At 70.4% G+C, this 26,835-nt stretch carries 25 protein-coding genes and 1 tRNA gene; 18 read left to right on the top strand and 8 right to left on the bottom strand.

The window, feature by feature from the left end:
* The first annotated feature begins 3 nt into the window (after nucleotides 1-3).
* From AC5RV6_RS11870 to AC5RV6_RS11860, 3 genes are all read left to right on the top strand, one after another.
* Nucleotides 4-1,200 (top strand): glycosyltransferase, encoded by a 1,197-nt coding sequence (locus AC5RV6_RS11870; RefSeq protein ID WP_494007534.1) that lies wholly within the window; start codon nucleotides 4-6, stop codon nucleotides 1,198-1,200.
* A gap of 89 nt (nucleotides 1,201-1,289) precedes the next feature.
* A tRNA-Ile gene (locus AC5RV6_RS11865) sits at nucleotides 1,290-1,363 on the top strand.
* 198 nt (nucleotides 1,364-1,561) lie between these two features.
* Nucleotides 1,562-2,746 (top strand): acyl-CoA dehydrogenase family protein, encoded by a 1,185-nt coding sequence (locus tag AC5RV6_RS11860; RefSeq protein WP_494007533.1) that lies wholly within the window; start codon nucleotides 1,562-1,564, stop codon nucleotides 2,744-2,746.
* A 36-nt stretch (nucleotides 2,747-2,782) separates the two neighbouring features.
* On the opposite strand, the gene AC5RV6_RS11855 is transcribed toward AC5RV6_RS11860, so the two are convergent.
* Nucleotides 2,783-3,496, bottom strand: coding sequence for a M23 family metallopeptidase (locus tag AC5RV6_RS11855; protein WP_494007532.1), 714 nt, complete (start codon nucleotides 3,494-3,496; stop codon nucleotides 2,783-2,785).
* A 436-nt stretch (nucleotides 3,497-3,932) separates the two neighbouring features.
* Here AC5RV6_RS11855 and rpsB point away from each other — a divergent pair, with 436 nt between their 5' ends.
* The 6 genes from rpsB to AC5RV6_RS11825 all read left to right on the top strand — a co-directional run bounded on the left by rpsB (nucleotide 3,933) and on the right by AC5RV6_RS11825 (nucleotide 9,092).
* Complete coding sequence (rpsB, locus tag AC5RV6_RS11850) at nucleotides 3,933-4,790, top strand: 30S ribosomal protein S2 (RefSeq protein WP_494007531.1); 858 nt, start codon at nucleotides 3,933-3,935, stop codon at nucleotides 4,788-4,790.
* 124 nt (nucleotides 4,791-4,914) lie between these two features.
* A complete protein-coding gene (gene tsf / locus AC5RV6_RS11845; RefSeq protein ID WP_494007530.1) occupies nucleotides 4,915-5,754 on the top strand; it encodes a translation elongation factor Ts in 840 nt (279 codons plus the stop codon).
* Nucleotides 5,755-5,892: 138 nt separating this feature from the next.
* Complete coding sequence (gene pyrH, locus AC5RV6_RS11840; RefSeq protein ID WP_494007529.1) at nucleotides 5,893-6,624, top strand: UMP kinase; 732 nt, start codon at nucleotides 5,893-5,895, stop codon at nucleotides 6,622-6,624.
* Nucleotides 6,625-6,897: 273 nt separating this feature from the next.
* Nucleotides 6,898-7,455 carry a ribosome recycling factor gene (gene frr, locus AC5RV6_RS11835; RefSeq protein WP_494007528.1) on the top strand — a complete coding sequence of 186 codons (558 nt, stop codon included), beginning with the start codon at nucleotides 6,898-6,900 and terminating at the stop codon, nucleotides 7,453-7,455.
* Nucleotides 7,456-7,532: 77 nt separating this feature from the next.
* On the top strand, nucleotides 7,533-8,387 hold the full coding sequence (locus tag AC5RV6_RS11830) for a phosphatidate cytidylyltransferase (RefSeq protein WP_494007527.1): 855 nt from the start codon (nucleotides 7,533-7,535) through the stop codon (nucleotides 8,385-8,387).
* Nucleotides 8,388-8,513: 126 nt separating this feature from the next.
* Nucleotides 8,514-9,092 (top strand): DivIVA domain-containing protein, encoded by a 579-nt coding sequence (locus AC5RV6_RS11825; protein WP_494007526.1) that lies wholly within the window; start codon nucleotides 8,514-8,516, stop codon nucleotides 9,090-9,092.
* Here AC5RV6_RS11825 and AC5RV6_RS11820 read toward each other — a convergent pair.
* From AC5RV6_RS11820 to AC5RV6_RS11805, 4 genes are read right to left on the bottom strand one after another with little or no spacing between them, the layout of a single operon-like run.
* The gene (locus AC5RV6_RS11820; RefSeq protein WP_494008077.1) at nucleotides 9,089-10,603 is read right to left on the bottom strand and encodes a sodium/solute symporter; all 1,515 of its coding nucleotides are present in this window, start codon (nucleotides 10,601-10,603) and stop codon (nucleotides 9,089-9,091) included. The genes AC5RV6_RS11825 and AC5RV6_RS11820 overlap by 4 nt on opposite strands.
* Nucleotides 10,604-10,617: 14 nt before the next feature.
* Complete coding sequence (locus tag AC5RV6_RS11815) at nucleotides 10,618-11,013, bottom strand: hypothetical protein (RefSeq protein WP_494007525.1); 396 nt, start codon at nucleotides 11,011-11,013, stop codon at nucleotides 10,618-10,620.
* Nucleotides 11,010-11,744, bottom strand: coding sequence for a LytR/AlgR family response regulator transcription factor (locus AC5RV6_RS11810; protein WP_494007524.1), 735 nt, complete (start codon nucleotides 11,742-11,744; stop codon nucleotides 11,010-11,012). Before AC5RV6_RS11810 ends, AC5RV6_RS11815 begins: the two co-directional genes overlap by 4 nt.
* 19 nt (nucleotides 11,745-11,763) lie before the next feature.
* Entirely contained in the window at nucleotides 11,764-12,972 is a 1,209-nt protein-coding gene (locus tag AC5RV6_RS11805) for a sensor histidine kinase (RefSeq protein WP_494007523.1), read from the bottom strand.
* Nucleotides 12,973-13,171: 199 nt separating this feature from the next.
* On the opposite strand from AC5RV6_RS11805, the gene AC5RV6_RS11800 reads away from it, so the two are divergent.
* Both AC5RV6_RS11800 and AC5RV6_RS11795 read left to right on the top strand, forming a co-directional pair.
* On the top strand, nucleotides 13,172-13,543 hold the full coding sequence (locus AC5RV6_RS11800) for a DUF485 domain-containing protein (RefSeq protein WP_494007522.1): 372 nt from the start codon (nucleotides 13,172-13,174) through the stop codon (nucleotides 13,541-13,543).
* Nucleotides 13,540-15,168, top strand: a complete 1,629-nt coding sequence (locus AC5RV6_RS11795; RefSeq protein WP_494007521.1) for a monocarboxylic acid transporter — start codon at nucleotides 13,540-13,542, stop codon at nucleotides 15,166-15,168. Before AC5RV6_RS11800 ends, AC5RV6_RS11795 begins: the two co-directional genes overlap by 4 nt.
* Nucleotides 15,169-15,374: 206 nt before the next feature.
* On the opposite strand, the gene AC5RV6_RS11790 is transcribed toward AC5RV6_RS11795, so the two are convergent.
* Nucleotides 15,375-15,866 (bottom strand): Lrp/AsnC family transcriptional regulator, encoded by a 492-nt coding sequence (locus AC5RV6_RS11790; RefSeq protein WP_494007520.1) that lies wholly within the window; start codon nucleotides 15,864-15,866, stop codon nucleotides 15,375-15,377.
* 179 nt (nucleotides 15,867-16,045) lie between these two features.
* On the opposite strand from AC5RV6_RS11790, the gene pdhA reads away from it, so the two are divergent.
* From pdhA to AC5RV6_RS11775, 3 genes are read left to right on the top strand one after another with little or no spacing between them, the layout of a single operon-like run.
* On the top strand, nucleotides 16,046-17,197 hold the full coding sequence (pdhA, locus tag AC5RV6_RS11785; RefSeq protein WP_494007519.1) for a pyruvate dehydrogenase (acetyl-transferring) E1 component subunit alpha: 1,152 nt from the start codon (nucleotides 16,046-16,048) through the stop codon (nucleotides 17,195-17,197).
* Nucleotides 17,194-18,249, top strand: a complete 1,056-nt coding sequence (locus tag AC5RV6_RS11780) for an alpha-ketoacid dehydrogenase subunit beta (RefSeq protein WP_494007518.1) — start codon at nucleotides 17,194-17,196, stop codon at nucleotides 18,247-18,249. The genes pdhA and AC5RV6_RS11780 overlap by 4 nt, the downstream gene beginning before the upstream one ends.
* Complete coding sequence (locus AC5RV6_RS11775) at nucleotides 18,246-19,724, top strand: dihydrolipoamide acetyltransferase family protein (protein WP_494007517.1); 1,479 nt, start codon at nucleotides 18,246-18,248, stop codon at nucleotides 19,722-19,724. Before AC5RV6_RS11780 ends, AC5RV6_RS11775 begins: the two co-directional genes overlap by 4 nt.
* 114 nt (nucleotides 19,725-19,838) lie before the next feature.
* On the opposite strand, the gene AC5RV6_RS11770 is transcribed toward AC5RV6_RS11775, so the two are convergent.
* Both AC5RV6_RS11770 and AC5RV6_RS11765 read right to left on the bottom strand, forming a co-directional pair.
* Nucleotides 19,839-20,324, bottom strand: a complete 486-nt coding sequence (locus tag AC5RV6_RS11770) for a GNAT family N-acetyltransferase (RefSeq protein WP_494007516.1) — start codon at nucleotides 20,322-20,324, stop codon at nucleotides 19,839-19,841.
* Nucleotides 20,325-20,363: 39 nt separating this feature from the next.
* Nucleotides 20,364-20,978 (bottom strand): TetR/AcrR family transcriptional regulator, encoded by a 615-nt coding sequence (locus AC5RV6_RS11765; RefSeq protein ID WP_494007515.1) that lies wholly within the window; start codon nucleotides 20,976-20,978, stop codon nucleotides 20,364-20,366.
* A 161-nt stretch (nucleotides 20,979-21,139) separates the two neighbouring features.
* Here AC5RV6_RS11765 and AC5RV6_RS11760 point away from each other — a divergent pair, with 161 nt between their 5' ends.
* The 4 genes from AC5RV6_RS11760 to AC5RV6_RS11745 are packed head-to-tail and all read left to right on the top strand — an operon-like array spanning nucleotide 21,140 to nucleotide 26,835.
* Nucleotides 21,140-22,741 carry a carboxyl transferase domain-containing protein gene (locus AC5RV6_RS11760; RefSeq protein WP_494007514.1) on the top strand — a complete coding sequence of 534 codons (1,602 nt, stop codon included), beginning with the start codon at nucleotides 21,140-21,142 and terminating at the stop codon, nucleotides 22,739-22,741.
* A 7-nt stretch (nucleotides 22,742-22,748) separates the two neighbouring features.
* On the top strand, nucleotides 22,749-24,896 hold the full coding sequence (locus AC5RV6_RS11755) for an acetyl/propionyl/methylcrotonyl-CoA carboxylase subunit alpha (protein WP_494007513.1): 2,148 nt from the start codon (nucleotides 22,749-22,751) through the stop codon (nucleotides 24,894-24,896).
* Nucleotides 24,883-26,046, top strand: coding sequence for an acyl-CoA dehydrogenase family protein (locus AC5RV6_RS11750; protein WP_494007512.1), 1,164 nt, complete (start codon nucleotides 24,883-24,885; stop codon nucleotides 26,044-26,046). The genes AC5RV6_RS11755 and AC5RV6_RS11750 overlap by 14 nt, the downstream gene beginning before the upstream one ends.
* 27 nt (nucleotides 26,047-26,073) lie before the next feature.
* Nucleotides 26,074-26,835 carry a CoA transferase subunit A gene (locus tag AC5RV6_RS11745; protein ID WP_494007511.1) on the top strand — a complete coding sequence of 254 codons (762 nt, stop codon included), beginning with the start codon at nucleotides 26,074-26,076 and terminating at the stop codon, nucleotides 26,833-26,835.

Here is a 26,835-nt window from a genome sequence, read left to right as displayed (position 1 = left end):
ACCGTGAGCGACGCACCGGTGGAACAACCACTGACAATCCTGATTGCCTGTGACACCTACCCGCCGCACCTGAACGGAGCCGCGCAGTTTGGCTACCGTCTCGCCAAGGGCCTGCACGCACGCGGACACGATGTGCACGTCCTGGCCCCGGCCGCGGGACCCGGGCCCTCCCACAGCGACCTGGACGGTCCCTGGCCCGTGCACCGCCTCCGCTCCCACGGCGTGCCCACCCATGAGTACTGGCGGATCTGCCTGCCGTGGGAAATCAAGCGGGAGATCAGCCTGCTCATGGACCGGGTGCAGCCCGACGTCGTGCATATCCAGTGCCACTACATGGTGGGTGAGCACACGCTGTACGAGGCGGTCCGGCGCGGCGTCCGCACCGTGGCCACCAACCACTTCATGCCCGAAAACCTGGACCCCTTCCTGCCGTTCCCCCGGTGGTTCAAGCGGATTGTTGCCCGCAACTCCTGGCGGGACATGGGCAAGGTGATGGGCCGGGCCGCCGTGGTCACCACCCCGACGCCGCTGGCGGCCAAGGCCATGAAGGACTACGCCAAGCTGGACGATGTCCTGCCGCTGTCCAACGGGATCGACGCCGCCGCGTACGAGCCGCGGCCGGGTGAGGTGATCGAACCGCATGAGCAGCCCACCGTGCTCTTCGTCGGCCGGCTGGCGGAGGAAAAGCACGTGGACGTGCTGATCGATGCCATCGCCAAGCTGCCGCCGGATGTGCCGGCCCGGGCGGAAATCGTGGGCGGCGGCGAGGTGCGCCCGGCCCTGGAGGAGCAGGTCCGCCGGCTCGGCCTGCAGGACAGGGTGGTGTTCCGGGGCCTGGTGTCCGACGAGGAGCTGCGGCTCGCCTACCTGCGCGCGGACCTGTTCTGCCAGCCGGGCACCGCCGAGCTGCAGTCGCTGGTGACCCTGGAGGCCATGTCCGCCTCCACGCCGGTGCTGCTCGCCAATGCCATGGCCCTGCCCCACCTGGTCGACAGCGGCCGCAACGGTTACCTCTTCGAGCCCGGGGACTCCGACGAGCTGGCCCGCCGGATCACCGACATTCTCCGCCTGCCCGCCGAGCAGCGCCTGGCCATGGGGCGCCGGAGCCGCGAGCTGGTCGACCGCCACGGGATCGAGCAGACACTGGCGACCTTCGAAGCGCTCTATGCGGGACGTGAGGTGCCCCAGCCGGCTTTCTAGCCCCTCGCCCGGCAGCCGGACAATTGGCTGGCGCCGGCTGCGGGCCGCTAGGATGTGGAGTTGTTCCGCCTGCAGCTGCAGGGGAGCGGGGGGCTGTAGCTCAGCCGGTTAGAGCAGCGGACTCATAATCCGTCGGTCGTGGGTTCAAGCCCCACCAGCCCTACCCCCGACACCGTTGCTTCGGCGGCGGCGGACGTTGTCCTGTGAAACCCCGGTCCCCGGACCGGGGTTTCGTCGTCTTCGGAGTTCGGCTGGGGCCGCGTCGGCCGTTGCCCTCGATGTTACTCACGGGTAACATAATCCGTGCGGGCCCACCACGCCCGCCCGATCACCGGCGATCCCGCAGCGAAGGGCACATTCCATGGCAACTCCCGACGTCGACAACCTCCCATACGCGGACGGCGACTTCTACGCATTCGAGGACCTGCTTACCGACAAGGAGCGGGACCGGCTGCACGAAATCCGCGCCTGGCTGGGGACCCACGTCAAGCCGCACGCAGCCCAGTGGTGGAACGACGCGGAGTTCCCCGCCCATATGGTCCCCGAGCTGGCCGAACTGGACGTGGTCAGCCCCGTGTACCGGCAGGGCTACTCGAACCTTTTCGCGGGCCTGTGCCATGCGGAGTTCACCCGCGCAGACACTTCCTTCGCCACCTTCATGGGTGTCCATGACGGGCTGTTCACCGGTTCCATCGAGGCCCTGGCCTCCGAGGAGCAGAAGGCTGCCTGGCTGCCGGACATCTACGCCATGAAGAAGATCGGCGCCTTCGGCCTGACCGAACCGCTCGGCGGCTCCGACGTCGCCGGCGGCCTGCGCACCACCGCCCGCCGGGACGGGGACTCGTGGATCCTCAACGGCGAGAAGCGCTGGATCGGCAACGCGACCTGGTCCGACTGGGTGGTCATTTACGCCCGCGACGTGGACACCAACCAGGTCAAGGGCTTCCTTGTGGACACCGGCACCGAGGGCTACACCGCGACCAAGATCGAAAACAAGATCGCGCTGCGGACCGTCCAGAACGCCGACATCAAGCTGGAGAACGTCCGGATCAGCGACGACTTCCACCTCAAGGGGGCCAACACCTTCAAGGACGTCAACAAGGTCCTGAAGGTGACCCGGCTTGCGGTGGCCTGGCAGGCGGTGGGCCAGCAGATGGCGGCCTTCGACATCGCCCGCCGCTACGCAGTGGAGCGGACCCAGTTCGGCAAGCCGCTGGCCTCGTTCCAGCTCATCCAGGAACAGCTGGTCAAGATTCTCGGCAACACCGTCAGCTCGATGGGCATGATGGTCCGCCTGGCCCAGCTGGAGGACCTCGGCCGGGCGAAGGACGAACAGTCCGCCCTGGCGAAGGCGTTCACCACCGCCCGCATGCGCGAATCCGTGGCTTTGGGCCGCAGCATCCTCGGCGGCAACGGCATCGTCACCGACTACGGGATGGCCAAGGTATTCGCCGACGCGGAGGCGATCTACTCCTACGAAGGAACCTACGAAGTGAACACCCTGGTCACCGGCCGGGCAATCACCGGGGTGGCAGCCTTCGTCTAGGCAGGCGCCTCCGGCAGTGACGGTCGGTCGGATCAGTTACCGATCCGGCCGGCCGTGGCCGTCCCGGGCCGCCCCCGGTCTCCGTTTCTCCTGGGCCGCCGCCGCCGCCGCAGCCGCCCTGCCCGCGGCGGCTGCCCGGCCGGCGGGCAGGGGGAGCAGCACGGAAGGCCGGCGATCGGTGACGAACGCCAGCGGGTCCACATAGTCGCCGTTCTCCCGCACGCCCCAGTGCAGGCACGGCTGCGGGCAATGCTGGGCGGCCGTGGCAGCCACCGTGCCCACCTGTTCGCCGGCTGCCACCGCCGAGCCGGCCGCCAGCTCGGTCTCCACGGGCTCGAAGCTGCTCAGCAGCACCGTCCCGGCCTCCTCGATCCGGATTGTCAGCACCGGCCGATCCACCACCCACCCGGCAAAGTGCACCGTCCCGGCGGCGGGACTCACCACGGCGGTGCCGGCTCCGGCCGACAGGTCCACGCCCCTATGGCCTGCCAGCCAGCGCTGCGCCGGCCGGTCGAAGCCCCTGAGGACCGGGGGCGGCGGCTGCAGCGGCCACTGCCAGCGGGGCTGCCACAACGACGCCGGGGCGGCCTGTCCAGCTGTCGGAACGAGCCAAAGGCGGTCGCCGGGCGGAACGGACGCTCCCGGCATGAAGATCAGCAGCAGGGCGGCGAGCAGCGCCGGGGCATGCCGGCTGAAGGGCCTCCGTAGGTCGGGCGGAGGGCCGGAACCCGTGGGCAGTAAAGGGATCACCGGACCAGCCTGCACCGGAGGGCACCCCGGGGCTGCCGTCCGGGCCGGGCGGGGGACAGGTGCGGGCGGACAGGGCGCTGTGGAGGACCGCGTTCCCGGTGCCGTCCGCGCGCTCGAAGGGACGGCGGGCACGTGCGCTGCGGCTCCGGTGCTGTAGTACACTTATCCAAGCAGTCTGCCGTGCGCTGTCCCGTGCCCCCTCGGGGTGTGGCGGCGAGCAGGGCGGATTGACTACGCGCATCCCAATTATCCGGAACCGTCCTTTGGGGCGATCACCGGGTGTGCCTCCAGCGGTCCGGCTTGCCGGCAGGGGGCCCACGCTGGACTCCAGCTGATGGATGCCAGGAGCTCCGCCCGCCGGGCGTGCAGCTGTATAACCGTCAATTGGCAGCGGATTCGCGCGTGCGCGCCGAACGCTGCCGGAAGGAGTGACGACATGCCCGTCGTTACCATGCGCCAGCTGCTCGACAGCGGCGTCCACTTTGGACACCAGACCCGTCGCTGGAACCCGAAGATGAAGCGCTTCATCTTCACCGAGCGCAACGGCATCTACATCATTGACCTGCAGCAGTCGCTGTCCTACATCGACCGCGCCTACGACTTCGTCAAGGCCACCGTCGCCCACGGCGGCACCGTGCTGTTCGTCGGCACCAAGAAGCAGGCACAGGAAGCCATCGCCGAGCAGGCCACCCGCGTCGGCCAGCCCTACGTCAACCAGCGCTGGCTGGGCGGCATGCTGACCAACTTCTCCACCGTTGCCAAGCGCATCCAGCGCATGAAGGAACTCGAGGAGATCAACTTCGAGGACGTCGCCGCTTCGGGCCACACCAAGAAGGAGCTGCTGCTCCTCAAGCGTGAGCTCACCAAGCTCCAGGGCAACCTGGGCGGCATCCGCAACCTGTCCAAGACCCCGTCGGTCCTCTGGGTTGTCGATACCCAGAAGGAGCACCTGGCGGTTGACGAGGCCAAGAAGCTGGGCATCCCGGTCGTCGCGATCCTCGACAGCAACTGCGATCCGGACGACGTCAACTACCCGATCCCGGGCAACGACGACGCCATCCGCTCCGTCAACCTGCTGACCCGCGTCATCGCCGACGCCGTTGCCGAAGGCCTCATCGCCCGCAACAACAAGGCAGCCGGCAACACCGAGGCCGCCGCAGAGCCGATGGCCGAGTGGGAGCGCGAGCTGCTCGAGGGCCAGGCCGCTGAAGCACCGGCCGCCGAGGCGCCCGCCGCTGAAGCTCCGGCCGCCGAAGCCCCCGCCGCTGAAGGCGCCGAGGCAGCGGACAAGTAAAACCTCATCCCGAAAGCGGTGGATTACCGCGGACGGGGGATCTGCAGAGTGCGGCTGGCCGGCTACCGGCCAGCCGCACTCGCGGAAACGCACCACAACTTATAACGGGAGGACTGGAGTCCAAATGGCGAACTACACCGCTGCTGATATCAAGGCCCTGCGTGAGCGCACCGGCGCCGGCATGATGGACGTGAAGAAGGCTCTGGACGAGGCCAACGGCGATGCCGACAAGGCCATGGAGCTCATCCGCATCAAGGGCCTGAAGGGCGCCACTAAGCGCGAAGGCCGGTCCACCGCGGAGGGCCTCGTGGCCGCCAAGGTCCTGGACGGCACCGTCGGCGTCATGATCGAGCTGAACTGCGAGACCGACTTCGTGGCCAAGTCCGCCAAGTTCATCGAACTGGCTGACCGCGTGCTCGCCGCCGCCATCGAGTCCGGCGCAGCCGACGCCGAGGCGCTGCTCGCCTACGAGGTCGACGGCAAGCCGCTGTCCGAGATCGTCGTCGAAGAGGGCGCCGTGCTGGGCGAGAAGGTCGTCGTCCGCCGCGTTGCACGCGTCGAGGGCAAGACCGTTGACGCCTACCTGCACAAGACCTCCAAGGACCTTCCGGCCCAGGTCGGCGTGCTGTTCGCCGTCGACGGCGAAGGCGACGCCGCCTTCGAGGCCGCCCACGACGTCGCGGTCCACACCGCGGCGTACGCACCCACCTACCTCACCCGGGACGAGGTGCCGGCCGACACCGTCGAGAACGAGCGCCGCATCGCCGACGAGACCGCCCGCGCCGAAGGCAAGCCCGAAGCTGCCCTGCCGAAGATCGTTGAAGGCCGCCTGACCGGCTTCTTCAAGGAGATCGTGCTGCTGGACCAGCCGTTCGCCAAGGATGCGAAGAAGACCGTCGGGAAGGTCTTCGAAGAGGCCGGGGTCAGCCCCGTCGCCTTCGCCCGCTTCCGCGTCGGCGCCTAAGGCACCACGCACGCGCGCAGATGAATGAAAGGGGGTGGCCACCACACGGTGGCCACCCCCTTTGTCTGCCCGCACCTTGCCTGGCACTGCCGGCAAATTAGTCTTAACAGCAGATCCCCAACCTTCCGGGAGGCATCAATGGCCCATCTCCAGAACGATTCCGCAGCGCCGCGACGCCGTGTCCTGCTCAAGCTCTCCGGCGAGGTGTTCGGCGGCGGCAAGCTGGGCGTGGACCCCGAAACCGTCCGCGCCGTCGCCAAGCAGATCGCCTCGACGGTCGGCGAGGTGGAAGTGGCCATCGTCGTCGGCGGCGGCAACTTCTTCCGCGGCGCGGAACTGTCCACCAGCGGCATGGACCGCTCCCGCGCGGACTACATGGGGATGCTCGGCACGGTCATGAACTGCCTGGCGCTGCAGGACTTCCTGGAGCAGGCCGGCGTGGAGACCCGCGTCCAGAGCGCCATCACCATGGGACAGGTCGCCGAGGCCTACATTCCGCGGCGGGCCATCCGGCACCTCGAGAAGGGGCGCGTGGTCATCTTCGGCGCCGGGGCAGGCCTGCCCTACTTCTCCACGGACACGGTCGCTGCGCAGCGGGCCCTGGAGGTCCACGCGGACGAAGTCCTCATGGCCAAGAGCGGCGTCGACGGTGTGTACACCGCCGACCCCAACAAGGATCCGAACGCGCGCAAGCTCGAGAACCTGACCTACGACGACGCCCTCCGCCAGGACATCCGGGTCATGGACCAGACCGCCATGACCATGTGCAAGGACAACAACCTGCAGATGGTGGTCTTCGGGATGGAAGGCGAAGGCAACGTCGCCCGCGCCATCCGCGGCGAGAAGATCGGCACCCTGGTCACCAACTGACCACACGGCGGGAGCCCCCGGGAGATCCCGGGGGCTCCCGCCGTTAACCCTGCCCCCGCACCTCGCTGCGCTCCGTGCAGGGAACCTAAGGGCAGTGCGCCACCTTCCTCCCCTCGCACCTCGCTGCGCTCCGTGCAGGGAACCCGGGGCGGTGCGCCCCTGCCCTGCCCTCGCACCTCGCTGCGCTCCGTGCAGGGAACCCGGAGCAGTGGCTTAGGATTAGTAGCAGAGCCAGCCACGGGTGCGTGGTCGAATTTCCCTGAAGGAGAAACCGTGATCGAAGAGACGCTGCAAGAGGCCACCGAGAAGATGGACAAGGCGGTGGAGGTCGCCAAGGAGGATTTCTCCGCGATCCGCACCGGCCGGGCGACTCCCGCTCTCTTCGCCAAGGTCCTCGTCGACTACTACGGTTCCCCGACCCAGCTCCAGCAGCTGGCCTCGTTCGCCACCCCCGACGCACGCACCCTGCTGATCACTCCCTACGACGTGTCCGCCCTGCGCGCCATTGAGCGGGCCCTCAGCGACTCCGAGGTCGGAGCCAACCCCTCCAACGACGGCAAGGTCATCCGCGTGGTCATGCCCGAGCTGACCGAGGAGCGCCGCCGCGAGTACGTCAAGATCGTCCGGGGCAAGGGCGAAGACGCCAAGGTGTCCGTCCGCAACATCCGCCGCAAGGCCAAGGACGCCCTGGACCGGCTGGTCAAGGACGGCGAAATCGGCGAGGACGACGGCGCCCGTGCGGAAAAGGAACTGGACGCGCTGACGAAGGCCCACACCGAGAACATCGACGAGCTGCTCAAGCGCAAGGAAGCGGAGCTGCTCGAAGTCTGATGAGTTCCCACCAGCCTCCCACACAGGCTGGCGCCTCCTCCGCTCCGCAGGAAGCCCCGGCAGCAAAGGCCACCACCATGAGCGCAGCCGGTTCCCGGCGCGGTTCCGCCCGTACCCCGGATCGACCATCACGCGCCGGGCGCAACCTGCCGGCCGCGATCGGCGTCGGCGTCGTCCTGCTCGGATCGCTGCTGGTCGGGCTGCTGTACTACCCGGTCGCCATCGTCATCATCGCCGCCGGATTCGCCGTCGTCGGCGTCTGGGAAGTCAGCCGGGCCCTGGAGGTGCGCGGCATCAAGGTACCCATGGTGCCGGTCCTGGTCGGAACCCTGGCCCTGCCGCTGGCCGCCTACTTCGGCGGCACCGAGGCCCTCGCGTTCGCCCTGACGGCCACCTCGGTGGCGATTCTGCTCTGGCGCACCCTGGACACGGCCGAAGGGGCGCTGACCAGCATCCTGGCGGGCATCTTCGTGCTGCTCTGGGTTCCGTTCCTGCTCAGCTTCGCGATGGTCCTGCTCGCCGAGCCCGACGGACGCATACGGGTGGCGGTGCTGCTGCTGCTGGTGGTCGCCAACGACACCTTCGGCTACCTGGTCGGCGCCCTGTTCGGCAAGCACCCGATGGCCCCGAAGATCAGCCCGAAAAAGTCGTGGGAAGGCTTTGCCGGATCAGCGGCCGGCGCAGCACTGATCGGCGTGCTGGCTGCAGTGTTCGCCCTGGACGCTCCTTGGTGGTTCGGCATCGTTCTCGCGGTGGCCACGGTCGCTGCGGCAACGGCCGGTGACTTCTCCGAGTCGATGATCAAGCGGGAACTGGGCGTGAAGGACATGTCCAACCTGCTTCCGGGCCACGGCGGTGTCATGGACCGGCTCGATTCGATCGTCTTCGCCGCACCGGTGGTCTTCCTGGTCTCCCTGCTGCTCACCCTATGAGCAGGCACACACCGGGCCGCCTGGCAGCCACGTGCGGAAGGGCCAAGTAAGATGCAAGGTGGATCAGCTGCCCCGGTCCGGCCCAGCGCCGGAGCGGGCACCAAGACACGGAGGACTACCCCAAGCATGGACGATGTGCGCCAGGCCAGTGCCCCCTTCCAGCGGGTGGGCCGCCGGGAGTACGGCTACAACATCCGACAGGTGGACGAGTTCCTCACCAAGGCCCGGGACTTCTACAACTCGCAGGGCAAAGGCACCAAGCCGATCACCAGCCGGCAGGTCCGCGCCATGGCCTTCGACCCCGCCAAGGGCGGCTACGAGGCACAGGCCGTCGACGCGGCGCTGGACCGGCTCGAGGATGTCTTCGCCCAGCGTGAGCGGGACGAACTGATCCGCGAGAAGGGCGAAGACGCCTGGCTGATGCTGATCGGCCGCACGTCCGCCGTGCTGCGCGGACGCCTCCACCGGGAACCGGGGGAGCGGTTCCGCCGTCCCAGCAAGCGCCGGGCACCCAGCTACAACGTCGAGGACGTCGACGCGCTGTGCAACGAACTGCTCGGCTACTTCGAGCATGACAAGCCGCTGAGCGTGGACGTGGTGCGCCGAGCCGTGTTCCGCGAGGCCCGCGGCGACGAAGGCTACGAGGAAACGCAGGTCGACGCGTTCCTGGACCGCGTCGTCGAGCTGATGGCCGCCATCGACTAACCCTGCCGGTCCGGGCGCCCGCTGCGCACAGGGCCGCCCCGGCCCCCGCCGCCGGTGCCTTCCGGGGCATGCAGCCGGGCCATGAAGCGCCCGACGCCGGCCGGCACCAGTCCGGGCCGGGCCCGCGAGACCAGGATGGTCACCAGGAACGACGCCGGCACGGTCCACGCCGCCGGCTGCGCCACCCAGCCCGGGATGCCTGCTCCGGCGGCGCCGGCCACTCCGCCCGCGGCCATGGCGCCTCCGCACAGCGCGGCACCGGTCAGCATGCCGGCCACGGCGCCGGGGGCCGTCAGCCCGCGCCACCAGATCCCCAGCACCAGCAGGGGACACAGGGTCGACGCGGTGAACGCGAAGACCATGCCGATGCTTCCGGCCAGCGCCTGGGAACTGGTCAGCAGAGCAATCACCAGCGGGACGACGGCGGCCGCCACCGCCGAGATCCGGAAGCCGCGCACGCTGCCCCCGAAGAACTCCTGGCTCATCACTCCGGAGAGGGACACCACGAGGCCGCTGCTGGTGGACAGGAACGCAGCGAAGGCGCCGGCCGTCACCATGGCCGCCAGCAGGTCACCGAGGCCGCCGTCGAACACCGTGCCCGGCAGCAGGAGCACCGCGGCGTCAGCGCTGCCCTGGTCTGCGAGGTCGGGCAGGTAGATCCGGGCCAGGACCCCGTAGGCAATGGGAAAAACGTAGAAGAGGGACAGCAGCCCCAGCACGATCAAGGTGGTCCGCCGCGCCGAGGGCCCGTCGGGGTTGGTGTAGAAGCGCACCAGCACATGCGGCAGGCCGAGCGTGCCGCAGAGCAGCGCGAGGCTGAGCGAGATGTTGCGGTACAGCGAGGCGTGCGCTTCCGGATCCAGGGCCTCGGCCAGGGCCGCGCCGCCGCCCTGCCATCCGGCCCCGCCGCTGTGGAAGAGGATGAACAGCACCGGCACGGCCAGCGCCGTCAGCTTCAGCCAGTACTGGAAGGCCTGCACGAAGGTGATGGAGCGCATGCCGCCGGTCGCGACGCTGGCACAGACCACCGCAGCAACCGCCACCGATCCCGTCCACCCGGGCAGCCCGGTGGTGATGGCTATGGCCAGCGCCGCCCCGTGCAGCTGCGGCACGATGTACAGCCAGCCCACCGCGACCACGAGCAGGCTCGTGACCCGCCGCGCCGTCCGGGACTCCAGCCGGGCCTCGGCGAAGTCGGAGATGGTGTACGCGCCGGAGCGCCGCAGCGGGGCGGCGACGAAGAGCAGCAGCATCAGGTAACCGGCGGTGTAGCCGATGGGAAACCACAGCGCGTCCACACCGGAGACCAGGATCAGTCCGGCGACGCCCAGGAAGCTGGCGGCGGACAGGTACTCGCCGCCGATCGCCGAGGCGTTCCACCAGGGCCGGACCGTCCGGGAGGCGACGTAGAAGTCCCCGGTGGTGCGGGAGATCCGCAGCCCGAACGCTCCGATCAGCAGGGTCGCGGCCACGACGGCGGCCACGGCCGCGTAGCCCACGGCGGGATCCATGCCGGGCAGGGCGGTCACCGCCTGGGCTCCTGCGGGCCGTGGACCAGGTCAAGGAACCGCCGTTCATTGCGGGCCGCGCTGCGCACGTACAGCGCCCCGCAGATGATCACCAGCGGATAGACGCTGACGCCGAGCAGGATCCACGGCGCGGGGATCCCGAACACCGCGGTGGAGGCGATGACCGGCACGAAGGCAAGCAGCACGGGCACGCCCAGCAGGATCAGCAGGAATCCGCCGCCCACCACCAGGGCAAGGCGCAGCTGGGACCGGATCAGGGCGCGGAGGAAGACATCGCCCACTTCGGACTGCTCGTCCAGTTCGCGGGAGACCGTGAACGGCGCGCCGGCCGCGGGGGACTGCCGCGGTGCGGTGACCCGAACCCGCGGCGGGGTCTCCGGGGAGCCGCTCATGGCACCTGGCGGGACCGGCCGGTGCCGAGCGCGGCGCGTACCCCGGGCAGGTGCCGCCGGCTGACCGGAAGTTCGACGCCGTCCAGCTGCACGGAGGCCCGGCCGGCGGTGATCCGGATCTGGCGGATCCGGGGACGGGCCACCAGATAGGAGCGGTGGATCCGCACGAACCCGGCGTCGGACCACTGGGTTTCCAGGTCCGCGAGGGGAACCCGCACCAGGTACGAGCCCTCGGAGGTGTGCAGCCGGGCGTAGTCGCCCTGGGCCTGCACGTAGGAGATGGTGTCGCGGCGGATCAGCTTGGTGGTGGCCCCCTGGACCACGGTGACGGTTTCGGCGTCGACCTCGGGGGCCGCGGCGTCGCAGATCCGCCGTACCGATTCGGCCAGCCGTTCCGGGCGGACCGGTTTGAGCAGGTAATCCAGCGCAGCCAGCTCGAAGGCGGCCAGCGCGTGTTCCTCGTCGGCGGTGACGAAGACGACCGCCGGCGGCTGCCGGTGCCGGGACAAGGCCCGGGCGATGTCCAGCCCGGAGAGGGCGGGCATGTGAATGTCGAGGAACACGGCGTCGACCTGCTTTTCCTCGAGCAGCCGGACCGCCGCACCGCCGCTGCCGGCCCGGTGGATCTCGCCCACCCGGGCGTCGCGGCCCAGCAGGAACGCCAGTTCCTCGACGGCCGGCTGCTCGTCGTCCGCGACGAGCACGCTGATCGGCTTCGATGGTCCAGGCATGTGATCCACACTACAACGCTCAGCCGCGCCGGCCCGGCTGCGACTTGGGGATCCGCATGGTGATCAGGGTGCCCGCCCCGGGCGCGGTGTCGATGACAAGCCCGTGCCCCGGGCCGTAGACCTGCCGCAGGCGCAGGTCCACGTTGCGCAGCCCCACGTGCTCACCGTCGTCCGTGTGCCCGGCGAGCAGGGCCGCCAGACGGTCCGGGTCCATGCCGACGCCGTTGTCCTCCACCGTGATCTCCGCCAGCGTCCCGGCATCGGTGGCGGAGATGGTGATGTGCCCGGGCCCCTCCATGGCCTCCAGGCCGTGCCGCACCGAGTTCTCCACCAGCGGTTGCAGGGACAGGAACGGAATCACCGTTCCCAGCACCTCGGGCGCCACCTGCAGGCTCACCTTGAGCCGGTCCCCGAACCGGGCCCGCTCCAGCAGCAGGTAGCGGTCGATCGAGCGCAGCTCTTCGGCCAGGGTGGTGAAATCACCGTGCCGGCGGAACGAGTAACGGGTGAAATCGGCAAACTCCACCACCAGCTCCCGGGCCCGCTGCGGGTCGGTGTTGATGTAGGAGGCGATGGCGTTCAGCGAGTTGTAGATGAAGTGCGGGCTGATCTGGGCGCGCAGGGCCCGCATCTGCGCCTCCACAAGCTGTGTCCTCGAGGAGTCGAGCTCAGCCAGTTCGAGCTGCACCGCGATCCAGCCGGCCACCTCGTCGGCGGCCCGGATCAGGCCGGCGCTGATCGCCGGGGCAAACACTCCGACGGTGCCCACCGTCCGGTCGTTCGCGGTCACCGGGCAGACCAGCAGCTCCCCGCCGTCGCCGGCCAGCCCCAGGGCGCGCAGCTCCGGTGCGCGCAGTACCCGGGCCCGCCCGCCCGCGAGGACTCCCGCCGAGACGGCGGCGAAGCCGGCCCGCTGCCGATCCGTGCCGGCCGGGGTGCCGCCCTCCCAGGCCAGGACGCCGGTGGCATCCGCCAGGACCAGGACCGGTGAGCCCAACAGCCCGCGCAGGTGGCGCGCGGCGCGCGCGGCGCCGTGTTCCGTCAGCCCTGAGCGGAGGTGCCGGGCGGCCAGCGCGGCGGTGTGCAGCGTGGCGTAGGTTGCCCGCTCGGCGTCGGAGCCGAGCTCGCGCTGCGCCCTCGTCAGCCGGTAGCCCAGGGCCGCCACCAGGGCGACCGTCAGCACGGCCAGCGAGCAGATGACGGCGATGTCGACGGCGGGGCTGAGCATGCCCACCACCATAACCGCAGGCGGGGCCGGTGGGCGGCGGCCGCTGCCGTTCACCGCAGCACAGCCGCCGTTTGCCGACGCAGCCGCGGCTCGGCTGGATGGACGGGCGCCTGCCCTGTGACAGTGAGGTTGATCACATTCGTGCGCGGGTGGCATCGCAGGCATCCGACGCGCAACGTGCCCAACAGAGGAGGAAGCAATGGCTGAAGAACAGCCGCCAACCCGGCAGGGCCCCACCGGCCATGTCGACTTCCAGGAGGTCCAGGGCTCGCCGCAGCTGCAGGAGCTGCGCAAGCGCCAGCGCAGCTTCATCTTTCCGATGGCTGCCGCGTTCCTCATCTGGTACTTCGCCTACGTGCTGCTGGCCGACTACGCACACGGCTTCATGTCCACGCCGGTCTTCGGCAACATCAACGTCGGCCTGATCCTGGGGCTGCTGCAGTTCGTCAGCACCTTCGGCATCACCATGTGGTACGTCAGCTACGCCAACCGCCGCCTGGACCCCATCGCCAGTGAAATCCGCACTGAGCTTGAGGCCCAGGGCGTCAGCCGCCCGGAGGAGACCCGATGAACACCGCATCCATCCGCGCCGCCGAAGCGGTGTCGGCCGAGGCCATCCAGGACACCGCCTGGCTCAACATTGCGATCTTCGGGCTGTTCGTCGGTGTCACCCTGGTGGTGGTCCTGCGCGCCAGCCGGAACAACAAGACCGCGGCGGACTACTACGCCGCCGGGCGGTCCTTCACCGGCCCGCAGAACGGCACCGCCATCGCCGGCGACTACCTGTCCGCGGCGTCGTTCCTCGGCATCGTGGGCGCCATCGCCATCAACGGCTATGACGGCTTCCTCTACTCCATCGGCTTCCTGGTCGCCTGGCTGGTGGCTCTGCTGCTGGTGGCGGAAATGCTGCGCAACACGGGCAAGTTCACCATGGCGGACGTGCTCTCCTTCCGGCTGAAGCAGCGCCCGGTGCGGATCGCCGCGGCCATCACCACGCTGGCCGTCTGCTTCTTCTACCTGCTGGCCCAGATGGCCGGCGCCGGCGGGCTGGTCTCGCTGCTGCTGGGCATCGATTCCCGGATCGGCCAGTCGCTGGTGATCACCGTCGTCGGCGGCCTGATGATCCTCTACGTACTGGTCGGCGGCATGAAGGGCACCACCTGGGTGCAGATCATCAAGGCCGTCCTGCTGATCGCCGGAGCCTTCGTCATGACGATCTGGGTCCTGGCGCTGCACGGATTCAACCTTTCCTCGCTGCTCGGTGCGGCCGTGGAGACCAGCGGCACCGCCGCGGTCCTCGATCCGGGGCTGCAGTACGGCAAGACCGACGCGAGCAAGCTCGACTTCGTCTCCCTCGGCATGGCCCTGGTCCTCGGCACCGCGGCCCTGCCGCACGTGCTGATGCGCTTCTACACGGTGCCCACGGCCAAGGAGGCCCGCCGTTCCGTGGTCTGGGCGATCTGGCTCATCGGCTTCTTCTACCTGTTCACCCTGGTCCTCGGCTACGGCGCCGGCGCCCTGATCGAACGCGAAGCCATCATCTCCGCCCCGGGCGGCGTCAACTCCGCGGCCCCGCTGCTGGCCTTCGCGCTGGGCGGCCCGATCCTGCTGGGCGTCATCGCGGCGGTGGCCTTCGCCACCATCCTTGCGGTGGTCGCCGGCCTCACCATCACCGCCGCCGCGTCGTTCGCCCACGACATCTACGCCAACGTGGTCCGCAAGGGCGAACTGGACTCGGCCGGCGAAGTGAAGGTGGCCCGCCGCACCGTGGTCGTCATCGGCATCATCTCCATCCTGGGCGGCATCGGCGCCCAGGGGCAGAACGTGGCGTTCCTGGTGGCGCTGGCCTTCGCGGTCGCCGCCAGCGCCAACCTGCCGACCATCCTCTACTCGCTGTACTGGAAGCGGTTCACCACCAGGGGCGCCGTGTGGAGCATGTACGGCGGCCTGGGCTCCGCGATCCTGCTGATCATCCTCTCCCCGGTGGTCTCCGGGGCGGAGACGTCCATGATCTCCGGCGCGGACTTCGCGGTCTTCCCGCTCTCCAACCCCGGCATCGTGTCCATTCCGCTGGCGTTCATCCTCGGCTGGCTGGGCACCGTCACCGACAAGGGAGTGGAGTCGCCGGAAAAGCAGGCGGAAATGGAGGTCCGGTCACTGACCGGCGTCGGTGCCGAGAAGGCGGTGGACCACTGATGACGGAGGCGCCGCGGGGGCGCAGCGGCCGGATTCCCGCCGAAAGGTGCAGGGAATAACCGGTTCCGGCTGACCCCGGAGCTGCAGCTGCCGATAGATCAGGGCAGAGGCGCCCGCGGCGCCGCAGACGTCCCGGCCGAGGGGGGATACCGGCCGGGACCCCAAGGAGGCAGGGTCCGCACCTGGTGCGGACCCTGCCTCCGCTTTCATTCCTGCGCCGGCACCTGTTCGCCGGCAAGCCCGCGTTCGATGAGCGGCTGCACCCGGAAGGGAATCAGCTCGCCCATGGCCAGGTTCGTGTCGCACCGCTCCACCCCGGGGATGGCCAGCAGCCTCCGGTTGACGGCAAAGAGCTCCTCGGCGTCGGCAGCCACCACCCGCAGCAGGAGGTCGGCGTCGCCCGTCAGCCCATGGGCCTCCACCACCTCCGGAAGATCCTCGATCGCGGTGACGATCTCCTCGAGCTGCTGCTGCCGCACATGCACCTGCACGAAGGCCAGCAGCGCGTAACCCAATGCGCCGGTATCGATCCGGCGCTCGAATGGCAGGAACACCCGCCGGCGCTCCAGCTGGCTCATGCGGGCCTGCACGGTGTTGCGCGAAATGCCCAGGTGGGCGGCGAGGGCGACGACGGTGCGTCCGGGCTCCCGCGCGAGTGCCAGGAGCAGGCGGAGGTCGGTTCGATCCAGGAGAGGCATAGTGCGCAACGCTAACAGGTGATCCGGACCACGGGCAGGGCAGGATGCGCAGTCTGGCGCCCGATGGTTGTGCCCCGTGGTCAGTGTGAGTATGGTCACACGTAACCGGGCAACGGAGCCCGGAGTCCGGTATGGCCCCGCCACCCCAGGGGCCCGACCCTGGAAGGATACGCATCAAAGTGTCCCTGCATACCCCGGTACGGCACCCCGAGAACTCCGGAACTGCCCCCGACGAACCGCTGCTCCAACTCATCAGGCCCGACGGCGAGCGGGTGGCCGACGCGCTTTACGACCCCCTGGTCCAGGACATCGACCACGCCGCCCTGCAGGACCTCTACGAGGACATGGCCGTGATCCGGCGCATCGACGCCGAGGCCACCGCCCTCCAGCGCCAGGGCCAGCTGGGCCTGTGGCCGCCGCTGCTCGGCCAGGAAGCGTCGCAGATCGGCTCGGTCCGCGCCCTGCGCCCCTCGGACTTCGTCTTCCCCAGCTACCGCGAGAACGGCGTCGCCTACTGCCGCGGCGTCGCCCCTGAAGACCTGCTGAAGGTCTGGCGCGGCAACGCCGGCTGCGCATGGGATCCGTTCGAGGTGAACCTGGCCCCCACCCAGATCATCATCGGCGCGCAGTCGCTGCACGCCGCCGGCTACGGCATGGGCATCGCGGCCGAGGGCAGCGACGACGCCGTCATCACCTACTTCGGTGACGGCGCGACCAGCCAGGGCGACGTCAACGAGGCCATGGTCTTCGCCGCCAGCTTCCAGGCCCCGGTGATCTTCTTCTGCCAGAACAACCACTGGGCCATCTCCGAACCCGTCGGCGTGCAGGCCCGCGTCCCCATCGCCCACCGGGCGCCCGGATTCGGGATTCCCTCCATCCGGGTGGACGGCAACGATGTCCTGGCGGTGCTCGCCGCCACCCGGGCGGCCCTGGAACGGGCCCGCACCGGGGGAGGGCCCACCTTCATCGAGGCCGTCACCTACCGCATGGGCCCGCACACCACGGCCGACGACCCCACCCGCTACCGCGACGCCAACGAGCTGGAGGACTGGCGCGCGCGGGATCCGCTGTCGCGGATCGAGGCCCACCTGACGGCCGCCGGAGCGTTCTCCGAGGACTTCCGGGCGCGCGTGGGGGAGGCCGCCGACGACGTCGCGGCCCGCCTGCGCGCCGGATGCATCGGCATGCCGGATCCGCAGCCGCTGGAGGTCTTCGCCCACGTCTACGCCGAACCGCACAGCTGGCTGGAAGGCCAGCAGGGCGACTACGAACGGTACCTGGCCATGTTCGCCGAACCGCAGGCAGGAACCCCGGCCGGAGGTGGGGCATGAGCGCCATGACCCTCGGCAAGGCGATCAATGCCGGCCTGCGCCGGGCCATGGAGGAGGACCCCAAGGTGGTGCTGATCGGTGAGGATATCGGCACCCTCGGCGGGGTCTTCCGGATTACCGACGGGCTGCAGAAGGACTTCGGCGCGCACCGGGTGATCGACTCTCCGCTGGCCGAGTCCGGCATCGTCGGAACCGCGGTCGGGCTTGCGTTCCGCGGCTACCGCCCGGTGGTGGAGATCCAGTTCGACGGGTTCATTTATCCGGCGTTCGACCAGATCGTCTCCCAGGTGGCGAAGATGCACTACCGTACCCGCGGCGCCGTCCGGCTGCCCCTGACCATCAGGGTGCCGTTCGGCGGGGGCATCGGGTCCCCGGAGCACCACTCGGAGTCTCCGGAGGCGTACTTCATGCACACCTCCGGGCTGCGGGTGGTCTCCGCCTCGAACCCCCAGGACGCCTACACCCTGATCCGCCAGGCGATTGCCTCGGATGACCCGGTGCTCTACTTCGAGCCCAAACGGCGCTACCACGCCAAGGGCGAGGTGGACGAGCACGCTGCGGCGGATCTGCCGATGGGAGCGGCCCGGGTGGTGCGGCCGGGAACCGATGCCACCCTGGTGAGCTACGGGCCGCTGGTGCCGGCCGCCCTCGAAGCCGCATCGGCGGCTGAAGCCGAGGGCATCTCGGTGGAGGTGATTGATCTGCGCTCGCTGGCGCCGCTGGACCTGCCGACCGTCGAGGCCTCCGTCCGCCGCACCGGACGGCTGGTGATCGCCCACGAGGCGGCCCAGGTCGCCGGGCCCGGAGCTGAAATCGCGGCGGTCATCACCGAACGCTGTTTCGACTGGCTGGAACACGCCCCCGTCCGGGTGACGGGCTTTGATGTGCCGTACCCTCCGGCCCGGCTGGAACAGCACCACCTGCCGGACCTGGACCGCATCCTCGACGGCATTGACCGGGTGATGCGCCGTCCGAACTCGCTGAATCCGCTCGGCGGGCATGCCCCGGTCCCTCCGCTTGAGGTGCCGGCCGTGCAGGGGGTGGGCGCATGATCCGCGAGTTCTGCCTGCCCGACCTCGGGGAGGGGCTCACCGAGTCCGAGATCCTCAGCTGGCGGGTCAGCGAGGGAGACACCGTGACGCTGAACCAGGTGATCGCCGAGGTGGAGACCGCCAAGGCGATCGTGGAACTGCCCTCGCCCTACGCCGGCGTCGTCGCACGCCTGCACGAGCAGCCCGGCACCGTGGTCGAGGTGGGCGCACCGATCGTTTCCTTCGACATTCCGGCCGCCGACGGCGCCGATGCCGGTCCCGGGACTCCGGCGGAGCCTCCGGCCAGCCGGCCGGACGCCGGCGGAGAGGCGGAGCCGGCCCCGACGCGGGAGCCCACCCTCGTCGGCTACGGCGCGCCGCCGGACTCCACCGGCAGGCCGGCCCGCCGCGCGCGGACGGGACTGCAGGTCCAGGCCTTCAGCGGCGGGCATGCGCCCGCCGCGGGTGCCCTTGCTGCACCCCCGGCGACCGCCCCGGCGGAGCCCGCTGCCGCCGTGCCTGATGTTGCCGCGGCGCGCACTGTTCCCGCAGTGCCGGCCGGCGGTACCAGGCGCCGCTCGACGCCGCCGGTCCGGAAGCTGGCCCGGGACCTGGGGGTGGACCTCGAACAGGTGACCGGCAGCGGCCCGGACGGCCTGGTGCAGCGCCCCGACGTGCTGGCCGCCGCCGGAAACGGTGCCGCGGCGGACGCCCCTGCCGCAGCGCCCGCCGCCCCTGTGGCCGTATCCGGCGGGGCGGCTCCGGCCGTCCTGCCGGTTTCCGGAATGGACGCCGATCCGAGGCAGGAGCGCATTCCCATTGCGGGCGTGCGGCGGATGACCGCCGCCGCCATGGTGGCCAGCGCCTTCACGGCGCCGCACGCCACCGTGTTCCTGACCGTCGACGTGACCGCGACCATGGACCTGCTCCGGCGCCTGCGGACCCGGCCCGCCTACGAGGGAATCCGCCTGTCCCCGCTGACAATGGCGGCCAAGGCCGCCTGCGTGCTGCTGGGCCGTCATCCGGACCTGAACTCCCGGTGGGACGAGCAGGGCCGGGAGATCATCCGCTACCGCTACGTCAACCTGGGGATTGCGGCGGCGACGGAGCGCGGGCTGCTGGTGCCGAACATCAAGGATGCGCAGGCGCTGGACCTGCACGGCCTGGCGGCGGCGATCAATGAGCTCACCGCCACCGCACGCGCCGGCCGCAGCCAGCCCTCGGCGCTGACCGGAGGCACGTTTTCGATCTCCAACGTCGGCAGCTTCGGCGTCGACGCCGGAACGCCGATCCTGAACCCGGGGGAGGCCGCCATCCTGGCGCTCGGCGCCGTCCGGCGGATCCCGTGGGAGCACGAGGGAGCGATCGCGCTGCGTGAGGTGATGACGCTCAGCCTGTCCTTCGACCATCGGCTGGTGGACGGAGAACAGGGCTCCCGATTCCTCGCCGACCTGGGCGACGTGCTGCGGGAGCCGGCCCTCGCCCTGGCCTTCTAAGCGGCGGAGCGGGGAGCCTTAAGGACTGAAGCCCGGGACGCCTGCAGTGCAGGCGTCCCGGGCTTGACCCGCCGTGCCGGCCGTCCGCTTCGCTGCGGACGGCCGGCGGACGGACTAGGACAGTTCGAGTTCGAGCTCCCGGACGACGGCGCCGCGGGCGTTGGCGAAGCCCTGGGCCTCGCCGATGACCTTGAAGCCGTACTTCTCGAGGATGCGGATCGAGCTGACGTTGTCGGCCACCGCCCGGGCGCGCAGGGGGCGTGCGGTGTACTCCTGGAGGAACAGGCCGACGGCTGCGGTCGTAATGCCCTGGCCCCAGCGTGCCCGGTCAATCCAGTAGCTGATCTCCGGGGCGGCGTCGGGGCTGCTGTAGGCCAGGATGCTGCCCACCACCTCGCCGTCGGCCTCAATGGTGCGCACGGTGACGCCGCCGTCGTTGAGGATGGAGTGCCAGTGGTGGTCGAAGACGCCTCGGTCGGCGGGATTCTTGGCGGCGAAGGCGGCCATGTGGTTGGCGCTCGGGTCCAGCTGATGCGTGAAGAACTTCTCCAGGTCGGAGGGCTCCACGGCGCGGAGCCGGATGTCAGCGGGTGTGCTCACGGCAGGTCTTTCTGCTCAGGGGTATCGGTCTCCAGCGTACTAGGCATTCAGCGCGGCCCAGGCCATGCGTTCGAGCAGCGAGCGCAGCCGCGCGGTCTCACGGGCGGACATCCGCCGTCCCACGGTGTGCGAGGTGGAGTTGATCAGGCCGAAGACGGCCTGGATCCGGCGGCGCAGCAGCGGCAGGTCGGAATCGGGGTGCAGTGCCGCCGCGGCGTCCACCCAGACCTCCACGTACTGGCGCTGCAGCGAGCGCACCCTGCGCTCATCCTCCTCCGCCAGGCTGGCCAGGTCCCTGTCCTGGACGCGGATGACGTCCGCCTGGCCCAGGGCGAAGTCCACATGGAACTCGATCAGCCCGCTTGCCGCCTCCTCGGCGGTGGAGGATTCGCCGACGACGGCACGCCCGCCCTCCAGCAGGTCCTCGCTGACGCCGATGAGCAGGGCGGAGAGCACCGCCGACTTGCTGGGGAAGTGGCGGTAAACGGCCGGACCGCTGACGCCGGCCGCCGCACCGAGCTCCTCGATGGACACCCCGTTGTAGCCGCGCTCGGCAAACAGCGCGGCCGCGGCGGCGAGCACGGCGGTGCGCCGGGAGGCTTTCGCCTGGCTGCGTCCGGTGGAACGGACGGGGATGTCGTTGGCGGTGCCCATGCATGCCTTTCGCTAGCGGCCGGGCACGAAACCCGGGGGAGCAGGAACGGTTCCATTGTGGTGGACAGTTCGGTTAATAGCCACTAACGTGTGGCCCAGTTAATGACCGCTAACCGGGCTGTCCGGGAGGCAGCCGCACCGAAGCTAGGACGAGGACGTCGATGAAGACCCTGGATTCCCCGCACGGCCCCGGAACGGATGCCGCCGCGCCCGGCGTTGGACAGCGCAGGCTCGCCGCGGAGCTGCACGAACGGCTGCGGCGCGCTGCGCTGGGCGGCCCGGACCGGGCCCGGCAGCGGCACCTCGGGCGGGGCAAGCTGCTGCCCCGCGACCGGGTCGGGCAGCTGCTGGACGCAGGCAGCCCCTTCCTGGAGGTCGCACCGCTGGCGGCCGAGGACATGTACGAGGGCGAGTGCCCCGGCGCGGGGCTGATCACCGGCATCGGACTCGTCCACGGGCGGCAGGTGATGGTTGTCTGCAACGACGCGACCGTCAAGGGCGGCACCTACTATCCGATGACCGTGAAGAAGCACCTGCGCGCGCAGGAGATTGCGCTGGAGAACCGGCTGCCCTGCATCTACCTGGTCGACTCCGGCGGCGCCTTCCTGCCGCGTCAGGACGAGGTGTTTCCGGACCGTGAGCACTTCGGCCGCATCTTCTACAACCAGGCGCGGATGTCCGCTGCCGGCATCCCGCAGATCGCCGCTGTGCTCGGATCCTGCACCGCCGGTGGAGCCTACGTCCCGGCGATGAGCGATGAGACGGTGATCGTCCGGAACCAGGGCACCATCTTTTTGGGCGGCCCGCCGCTGGTCAAGGCGGCCACCGGCGAGGTGGTGACCGCGGAGGAACTCGGGGGCGGCGAACTGCACGCCCGGACCAGCGGGGTGGCGGACCACCTCGCCGAAGACGACGGGCACGCGCTGGAGATCGTGCGCGACATCGTCGCGACCCTGGCCCCGCCCGAGCGCAGCTGGACCGCGGTCCGGCCGGTGGAACCGGAGCGGGACCCGGCGGAGCTCTACGACGTGGTGCCCACCGATCCGCAGACCCCCTACGACGTGCATGAGGTCATCCGCCGGCTCGTGGACGCCGGAACGTTCCACGAGTTCAAGAAGGAGTACGGGCCCACCCTGGTCACCGGCTTCGCCCGCCTGGACGGGCACCGGGTGGGCATCATCGCCAACAACGGCGTCCTCTTCGGCGAATCGGCGCTCAAGGGTGCCCACTTCATTGAACTGGCCGACCAGCGCGGCATTCCGCTGATCTTCCTGCAGAACATCTCCGGCTTCATGGTCGGCCGGGACTACGAGGCCGCCGGCATCGCCAGGCACGGCGCGAAGATGGTCACCGCCGTCGCCACGGCCCGCGTACCCAAGCTCACCGTCGTCATCGGCGGCTCCTTCGGCGCCGGCAACTACTCCATGTGCGGGCGCGCCTACTCGCCGCGCTTCCTGTGGATGTGGCCGGCCGCGCGGATCAGCGTGATGGGCGGCAGCCAGGCGGCCGCCGTGCTCGCAACGGTCAAGCGCGACGGGCTGGAGGCAGCCGGCGGCAGCTGGTCCGCGGAGGACGAGGAGGCGTTCAAGGCCCCCATCCGTGAGGCCTACGAGGAGCAGGGCAACCCCTGGTACTCCACCGCCCGGCTCTGGGACGACGGCGTGATCGATCCGCCGGACACCCGCCGGGTGCTGGCGCTGGCGCTCGCCGCCTGTGCCCAGGCGCCCCTGCCCGACAGCAACTTCGGCCTGTTCCGGATGTGAGGCACTGATGACCAGCACCCCCGACCCGCGCCTGCGCACCGTCCTGGTCGCCAACCGCGGCGAAATCGCCGTCCGCATCATCCGGACGCTGCGCCGGATGGGCCTGCGCTCCGCCGCGGTCTACAGCGACGCCGACGCCGGTGCCCGCCACGTCCGCGAGGCCGACGTCGCCGTCCGGCTGGGACCGGCCGCGCCGGCCGAAAGCTACCTCAACGTTCCCGCACTGGTCCGCGCCGCCCACCGCGCAGGCGCGGACGCCGTGCACCCCGGCTACGGTTTCCTCAGCGAAAGCCCGGCCCTGGCCGAGGCGCTTGCCGACGCCGGAATCGTGTTCATCGGACCCGGCACGCACGCGCTGCGGCTGATGGGGGACAAGATCAACGCCCGCAACCACGTGCACGGCCACGGGGTGCCGGTGGTTCCCGGCGTCTCCGAACCCGGCCTGGACGACGCGGCGCTGACCGCGGCCGCGGCCGACGTCGGCTTTCCGCTGCTGATCAAGCCGTCGGCCGGCGGCGGCGGCAAGGGCATGCAGGCGGTCCACACCGCAGCCGAGCTGCCGGCGGCGCTGGCTGCAGCACGCCGGGTGGCCGCAGCCGCCTTCGGCGATGACACGCTCCTGCTCGAGCGGCTGGTGCCCACGGCCCGGCACATCGAGGTTCAGGTGCTGGCTGACCGGCACGGGCACACCATCCACCTGGGTGAACGCGAATGCTCCCTGCAGCGCCGGCACCAGAAGGTGATCGAGGAGGCGCCCTCCCCGCTGCTGGATGATTCCGCCCGGGCCCGGATGGGGGAGGCGGCCTGCGCCGCCGCCCGCTCCGTGGGTTACGTGGGCGCCGGCACGGTCGAGTTCCTGGTGCCCGCCGACGCCCCCGGGGAGTTCTTCTTCATGGAGATGAACACCCGGCTGCAGGTCGAGCACCCCGTGACGGAGCTGGTCACCGGCGTCGACCTGGTCGAATGGCAGGTCCGCATCGCCGCGGGCGAAGCCCTGGCGCTGCGGCAGGAGGACATCCGGCTGGACGGGCACGCGGTCGAGGCGCGCGTCTACGCGGAAAACCCCGCCGACGGTTTCCTGCCCGCCGGAGGCACCGTGCTGCACCTGCGTGAACCCGCCGGGCCGGGCCTGAGGGTCGACTCCGCGCTGGTGCCGGGCCTGCGGATCGGCACCGACTACGACCCGCTGCTAGCCAAGGTCATCGCCTGGGCGCCGGACCGGGGCACCGCGCTGGACCGGCTGGACGACGCCCTGGCCCGCACCGAGGTGCTCGGCGTGGGCACCAACATCGAGTACCTCCGCCTGCTCGCCGCGGACGACGACGTGCGCGCCGGCGTCCTGGACACGGGCCTGATCGAGCGGCGGCTCCCGGACCTCGAGTTCCGCGCGGCGCAGGAACCCGAAATCGCCGCAGCCGCACTGCTGCATGCATCCGGGGCCGCGGCACCGCCTGGGGAGGCGCCGGGGCAGGGGACGGGCAGCGCCTGGGCACGGGCCGACGGGTTTCGGCTGGGCGCCCCGGCCCCGCAGCGGATCACCGTGCTGCCGGCCGGCGGCGGCGCGGGAACCGACGTCGAGCTGCGCGGCGGGCCCGACGGCTGGGTGATCAGCATCGGCGGCGGCCCGTCCGTCCCCGCGGCGCTCACCCTGGCACCGGGCGAGGCCGGCCTGGAACTGGACGGGGTCCGGCACCGCTGGGCCGCCGCCGTCGAACCGGCCGCGGACCCGGACACCGGTCCCACCTGGTGGCTTGGGGCCGGAGGCTGGAGCACCGCCCTGCAGGTGCCGTCCCGCCGGGAGCTGCTGGCCGCCCGGCTGGCCGCGGCCGGCCGTCCCGCCGGCGCCGCCGACCCCGCCGTCCGTTCCCCGATGCCCGGCACCGTCACCGCGGTGGCCGTGCCCGACGGCGCCCGGGTGCAGGCCGGGGACCTGCTGCTCAGCGTGGAGGCCATGAAGATGGAGCACCGCCTCACCGCACCCGTGGCCGGGGTCGTCGACCTCACCCTGCGCCCCGGAGACCTCGTCAAGGCGGGGCAGCAGCTGGCCCTCATCCATCCGGACCCGGACCCCGCGCCGGAGCCGGCGGCAGCCGCCGCCGAAACCGCCGCCGAAACCGCAGCCATCAACGAAGGAGCAGCCCATGCCGGACTTTGAGCTCAGCGACGAACACCGCGACCTGGTCGCCGCGGTCCGGGAGTTCGCCGACGAGGTGATCGCCCCCGTCTCCGCCCGCCACGACGAGGAGCACAGTTTCCCGTACAAGGTCGTCGCGCAGATGGGAGAAATGGGCCTGTTCGGGCTGCCGTTCCCCGAGGAATACGGCGGCATGGGCGGCGACGCGTTAGCCCTCGGGCTGGCGCTGGAGGAAATCGGGCGGGTGGACCAGTCGGTGGCGATCACCCTGGAAGCCGCCGTCTCCCTCGGCGCGATGCCCATCTACCGTTTCGGCACGGAGGAACAGAAGCAGCAGTGGCTGCCGATGCTCGCTTCCGGCGAAGCGCTCGCCGGCTTCGGCCTGACCGAATCCGAGGCAGGTTCCGACGCCGGCGGCACCCGCACCACGGCCCGCCGCGAGGACGGGCAGTGGGTAATCAACGGCTCCAAGGAGTTCATCACCAACTCCGGCACCGACATCACCCGGCTGGTCACGGTCACCGCCGTCACCGGCACGCGGGAAACCGCGGACGGCAGCGTGCGCAAGGAGATCTCCACCATCCTGGTGCCCACCGATACCCCGGGCTTCCGGGCGGAACCGGCGTACAACAAGGTCGGCTGGAACGCCTCCGACACCCACCCGCTCAGCCTGGCCGATGTCCGCGTTCCGGAGGAGAACCTGCTCGGCACCGAGGGCCGCGGATACGCGAACTTCCTGAACATCCTCGATGAGGGGCGGATCGCCATCGCCGCCCTTGCCACCGGAGCCGCGCAGGGCTGCGTGGACGAGGCCGTCCGCTATGCGAAGGAACGGCAGGCGTTCGGCGCCTCCATCGGCACCTACCAGGGCATCCAGTTCAAGATTGCCCGGATGGCCGCCCGCGCACACACCGCCCGCCTGGCCTGGTACGACGCCGCCGCGCGGCTGCTGGCGGGTCGTCCCTTCAAAGCCCAGGCGGCCATGGCTAAGCTGATCGCGGGCGAGGCGGCCATGGACAATGCGCGCGACGCGACGCAGGTCTTCGGCGGCTACGGGTTCATCAACGAATTCCGGGTGGCCCGGCACTACCGCGACTCGAAGATCCTGGAGGTCGGCGAAGGCACCACGGAGGTGCAGCTGATGCTGATCGCCCGGGACCTCGGACTCTGATCAACGGCGATTCAGGAGGACCGGCAGATGATGGACAAGGTTGTGGCCAGCGCGGAGGCGGCCGTCGTGGACATTCCCGACGGCGCGTCCCTGGCCGTGGGCGGTTTCGGGCTGTGCGGAGTTCCGGCGGCACTCATTGAAGCGCTGCACGCGCGCGGCACCACCGGCCTGGAAACCGTAAGCAACAACTGCGGGGTCGACGACTGGGGGCTCGGGCGGCTCCTGGCCGACGGGAGGATCCGCCGCACCGTCAGCTCCTACGTGGGGGAGAACAAGGAGTTTGCCCGCCAGTACCTGGCCGGCGAACTGGAGGTCGAACTCACCCCGCAGGGCACCCTGGCCGAGAAGCTGCGCGCCGGCGGGGCCGGCATTCCTGCCTTCTACACGCCCGCCGGCGTCGGCACGCAGGTCAGCGAGGGCGGCCTGCCCCGCCGCTACGACGCCGAGGGCAACGTGGCCGTCGCCTCGCCCGCCAAGGAGGTGCGCAGCTTCGGCGGCCGGTCCTACGTCCTGGAGGAGTCCCTCACCCCCGATTTCGGGCTTGTGCACGCCTGGAAGGGGGACCGGCACGGCAATCTCGTGTTCCGGGCCACCGCCATGAACTTCAATCCGCTCTGCGCCATGGCCGGAAGGATCACCATCGCCGAAGTGGAGGAACTCGTGGAGCCCGGCGAGCTCGATCCGGCGCAGGTGCACGTCCCGGGCATCTTCGTCCAGCGCGTGGTGCACACCGGGCCGGGGGAGAAACGGATTGAAAAACGCACCGTCGCCCAGTCGAAGGAGTCCTGA

It is taken from the genome of Arthrobacter saudimassiliensis (assembly GCF_059090665.1).
The sequence above is the reverse complement of the archived record's forward strand: the minus strand, read 5'-3'. Positions and strand labels throughout refer to the sequence as shown.

Excerpts from the sequence above, each read along its gene's own strand:
- AC5RV6_RS11760 (WP_494007514.1), top strand. The coding sequence starts at position 21,140 with ATGAAGACCCTGGATTCCCCGCACGGCCCCGGAACGGATGCCGCCGCG.
- AC5RV6_RS11790 (WP_494007520.1), bottom strand. The coding sequence starts at position 15,866 with ATGCCTCTCCTGGATCGAACCGACCTCCGCCTGCTCCTGGCACTCGCG.
- tsf (WP_494007530.1), top strand. The coding sequence starts at position 4,915 with ATGGCGAACTACACCGCTGCTGATATCAAGGCCCTGCGTGAGCGCACC.
- AC5RV6_RS11815 (WP_494007525.1), bottom strand. The coding sequence starts at position 11,013 with ATGAGCGGCTCCCCGGAGACCCCGCCGCGGGTTCGGGTCACCGCACCG.
- AC5RV6_RS11750 (WP_494007512.1), top strand. The coding sequence starts at position 24,883 with ATGCCGGACTTTGAGCTCAGCGACGAACACCGCGACCTGGTCGCCGCG.
- pyrH (WP_494007529.1), top strand. The coding sequence starts at position 5,893 with ATGGCCCATCTCCAGAACGATTCCGCAGCGCCGCGACGCCGTGTCCTG.
- AC5RV6_RS11810 (WP_494007524.1), bottom strand. The coding sequence starts at position 11,744 with ATGCCTGGACCATCGAAGCCGATCAGCGTGCTCGTCGCGGACGACGAG.
- AC5RV6_RS11755 (WP_494007513.1), top strand. The coding sequence starts at position 22,749 with ATGACCAGCACCCCCGACCCGCGCCTGCGCACCGTCCTGGTCGCCAAC.
- AC5RV6_RS11745 (WP_494007511.1), top strand. The coding sequence starts at position 26,074 with ATGATGGACAAGGTTGTGGCCAGCGCGGAGGCGGCCGTCGTGGACATT.
- AC5RV6_RS11830 (WP_494007527.1), top strand. The coding sequence starts at position 7,533 with ATGAGCGCAGCCGGTTCCCGGCGCGGTTCCGCCCGTACCCCGGATCGA.
- AC5RV6_RS11780 (WP_494007518.1), top strand. The coding sequence starts at position 17,194 with ATGAGCGCCATGACCCTCGGCAAGGCGATCAATGCCGGCCTGCGCCGG.
- AC5RV6_RS11805 (WP_494007523.1), bottom strand. The coding sequence starts at position 12,972 with ATGCTCAGCCCCGCCGTCGACATCGCCGTCATCTGCTCGCTGGCCGTG.
- AC5RV6_RS11825 (WP_494007526.1), top strand. The coding sequence starts at position 8,514 with ATGGACGATGTGCGCCAGGCCAGTGCCCCCTTCCAGCGGGTGGGCCGC.
- AC5RV6_RS11860 (WP_494007533.1), top strand. The coding sequence starts at position 1,562 with ATGGCAACTCCCGACGTCGACAACCTCCCATACGCGGACGGCGACTTC.
- AC5RV6_RS11800 (WP_494007522.1), top strand. The coding sequence starts at position 13,172 with ATGGCTGAAGAACAGCCGCCAACCCGGCAGGGCCCCACCGGCCATGTC.
- rpsB (WP_494007531.1), top strand. The coding sequence starts at position 3,933 with ATGCCCGTCGTTACCATGCGCCAGCTGCTCGACAGCGGCGTCCACTTT.
- AC5RV6_RS11820 (WP_494008077.1), bottom strand. The coding sequence starts at position 10,603 with ATGGATCCCGCCGTGGGCTACGCGGCCGTGGCCGCCGTCGTGGCCGCG.
- AC5RV6_RS11765 (WP_494007515.1), bottom strand. The coding sequence starts at position 20,978 with ATGGGCACCGCCAACGACATCCCCGTCCGTTCCACCGGACGCAGCCAG.
- AC5RV6_RS11775 (WP_494007517.1), top strand. The coding sequence starts at position 18,246 with ATGATCCGCGAGTTCTGCCTGCCCGACCTCGGGGAGGGGCTCACCGAG.
- AC5RV6_RS11795 (WP_494007521.1), top strand. The coding sequence starts at position 13,540 with ATGAACACCGCATCCATCCGCGCCGCCGAAGCGGTGTCGGCCGAGGCC.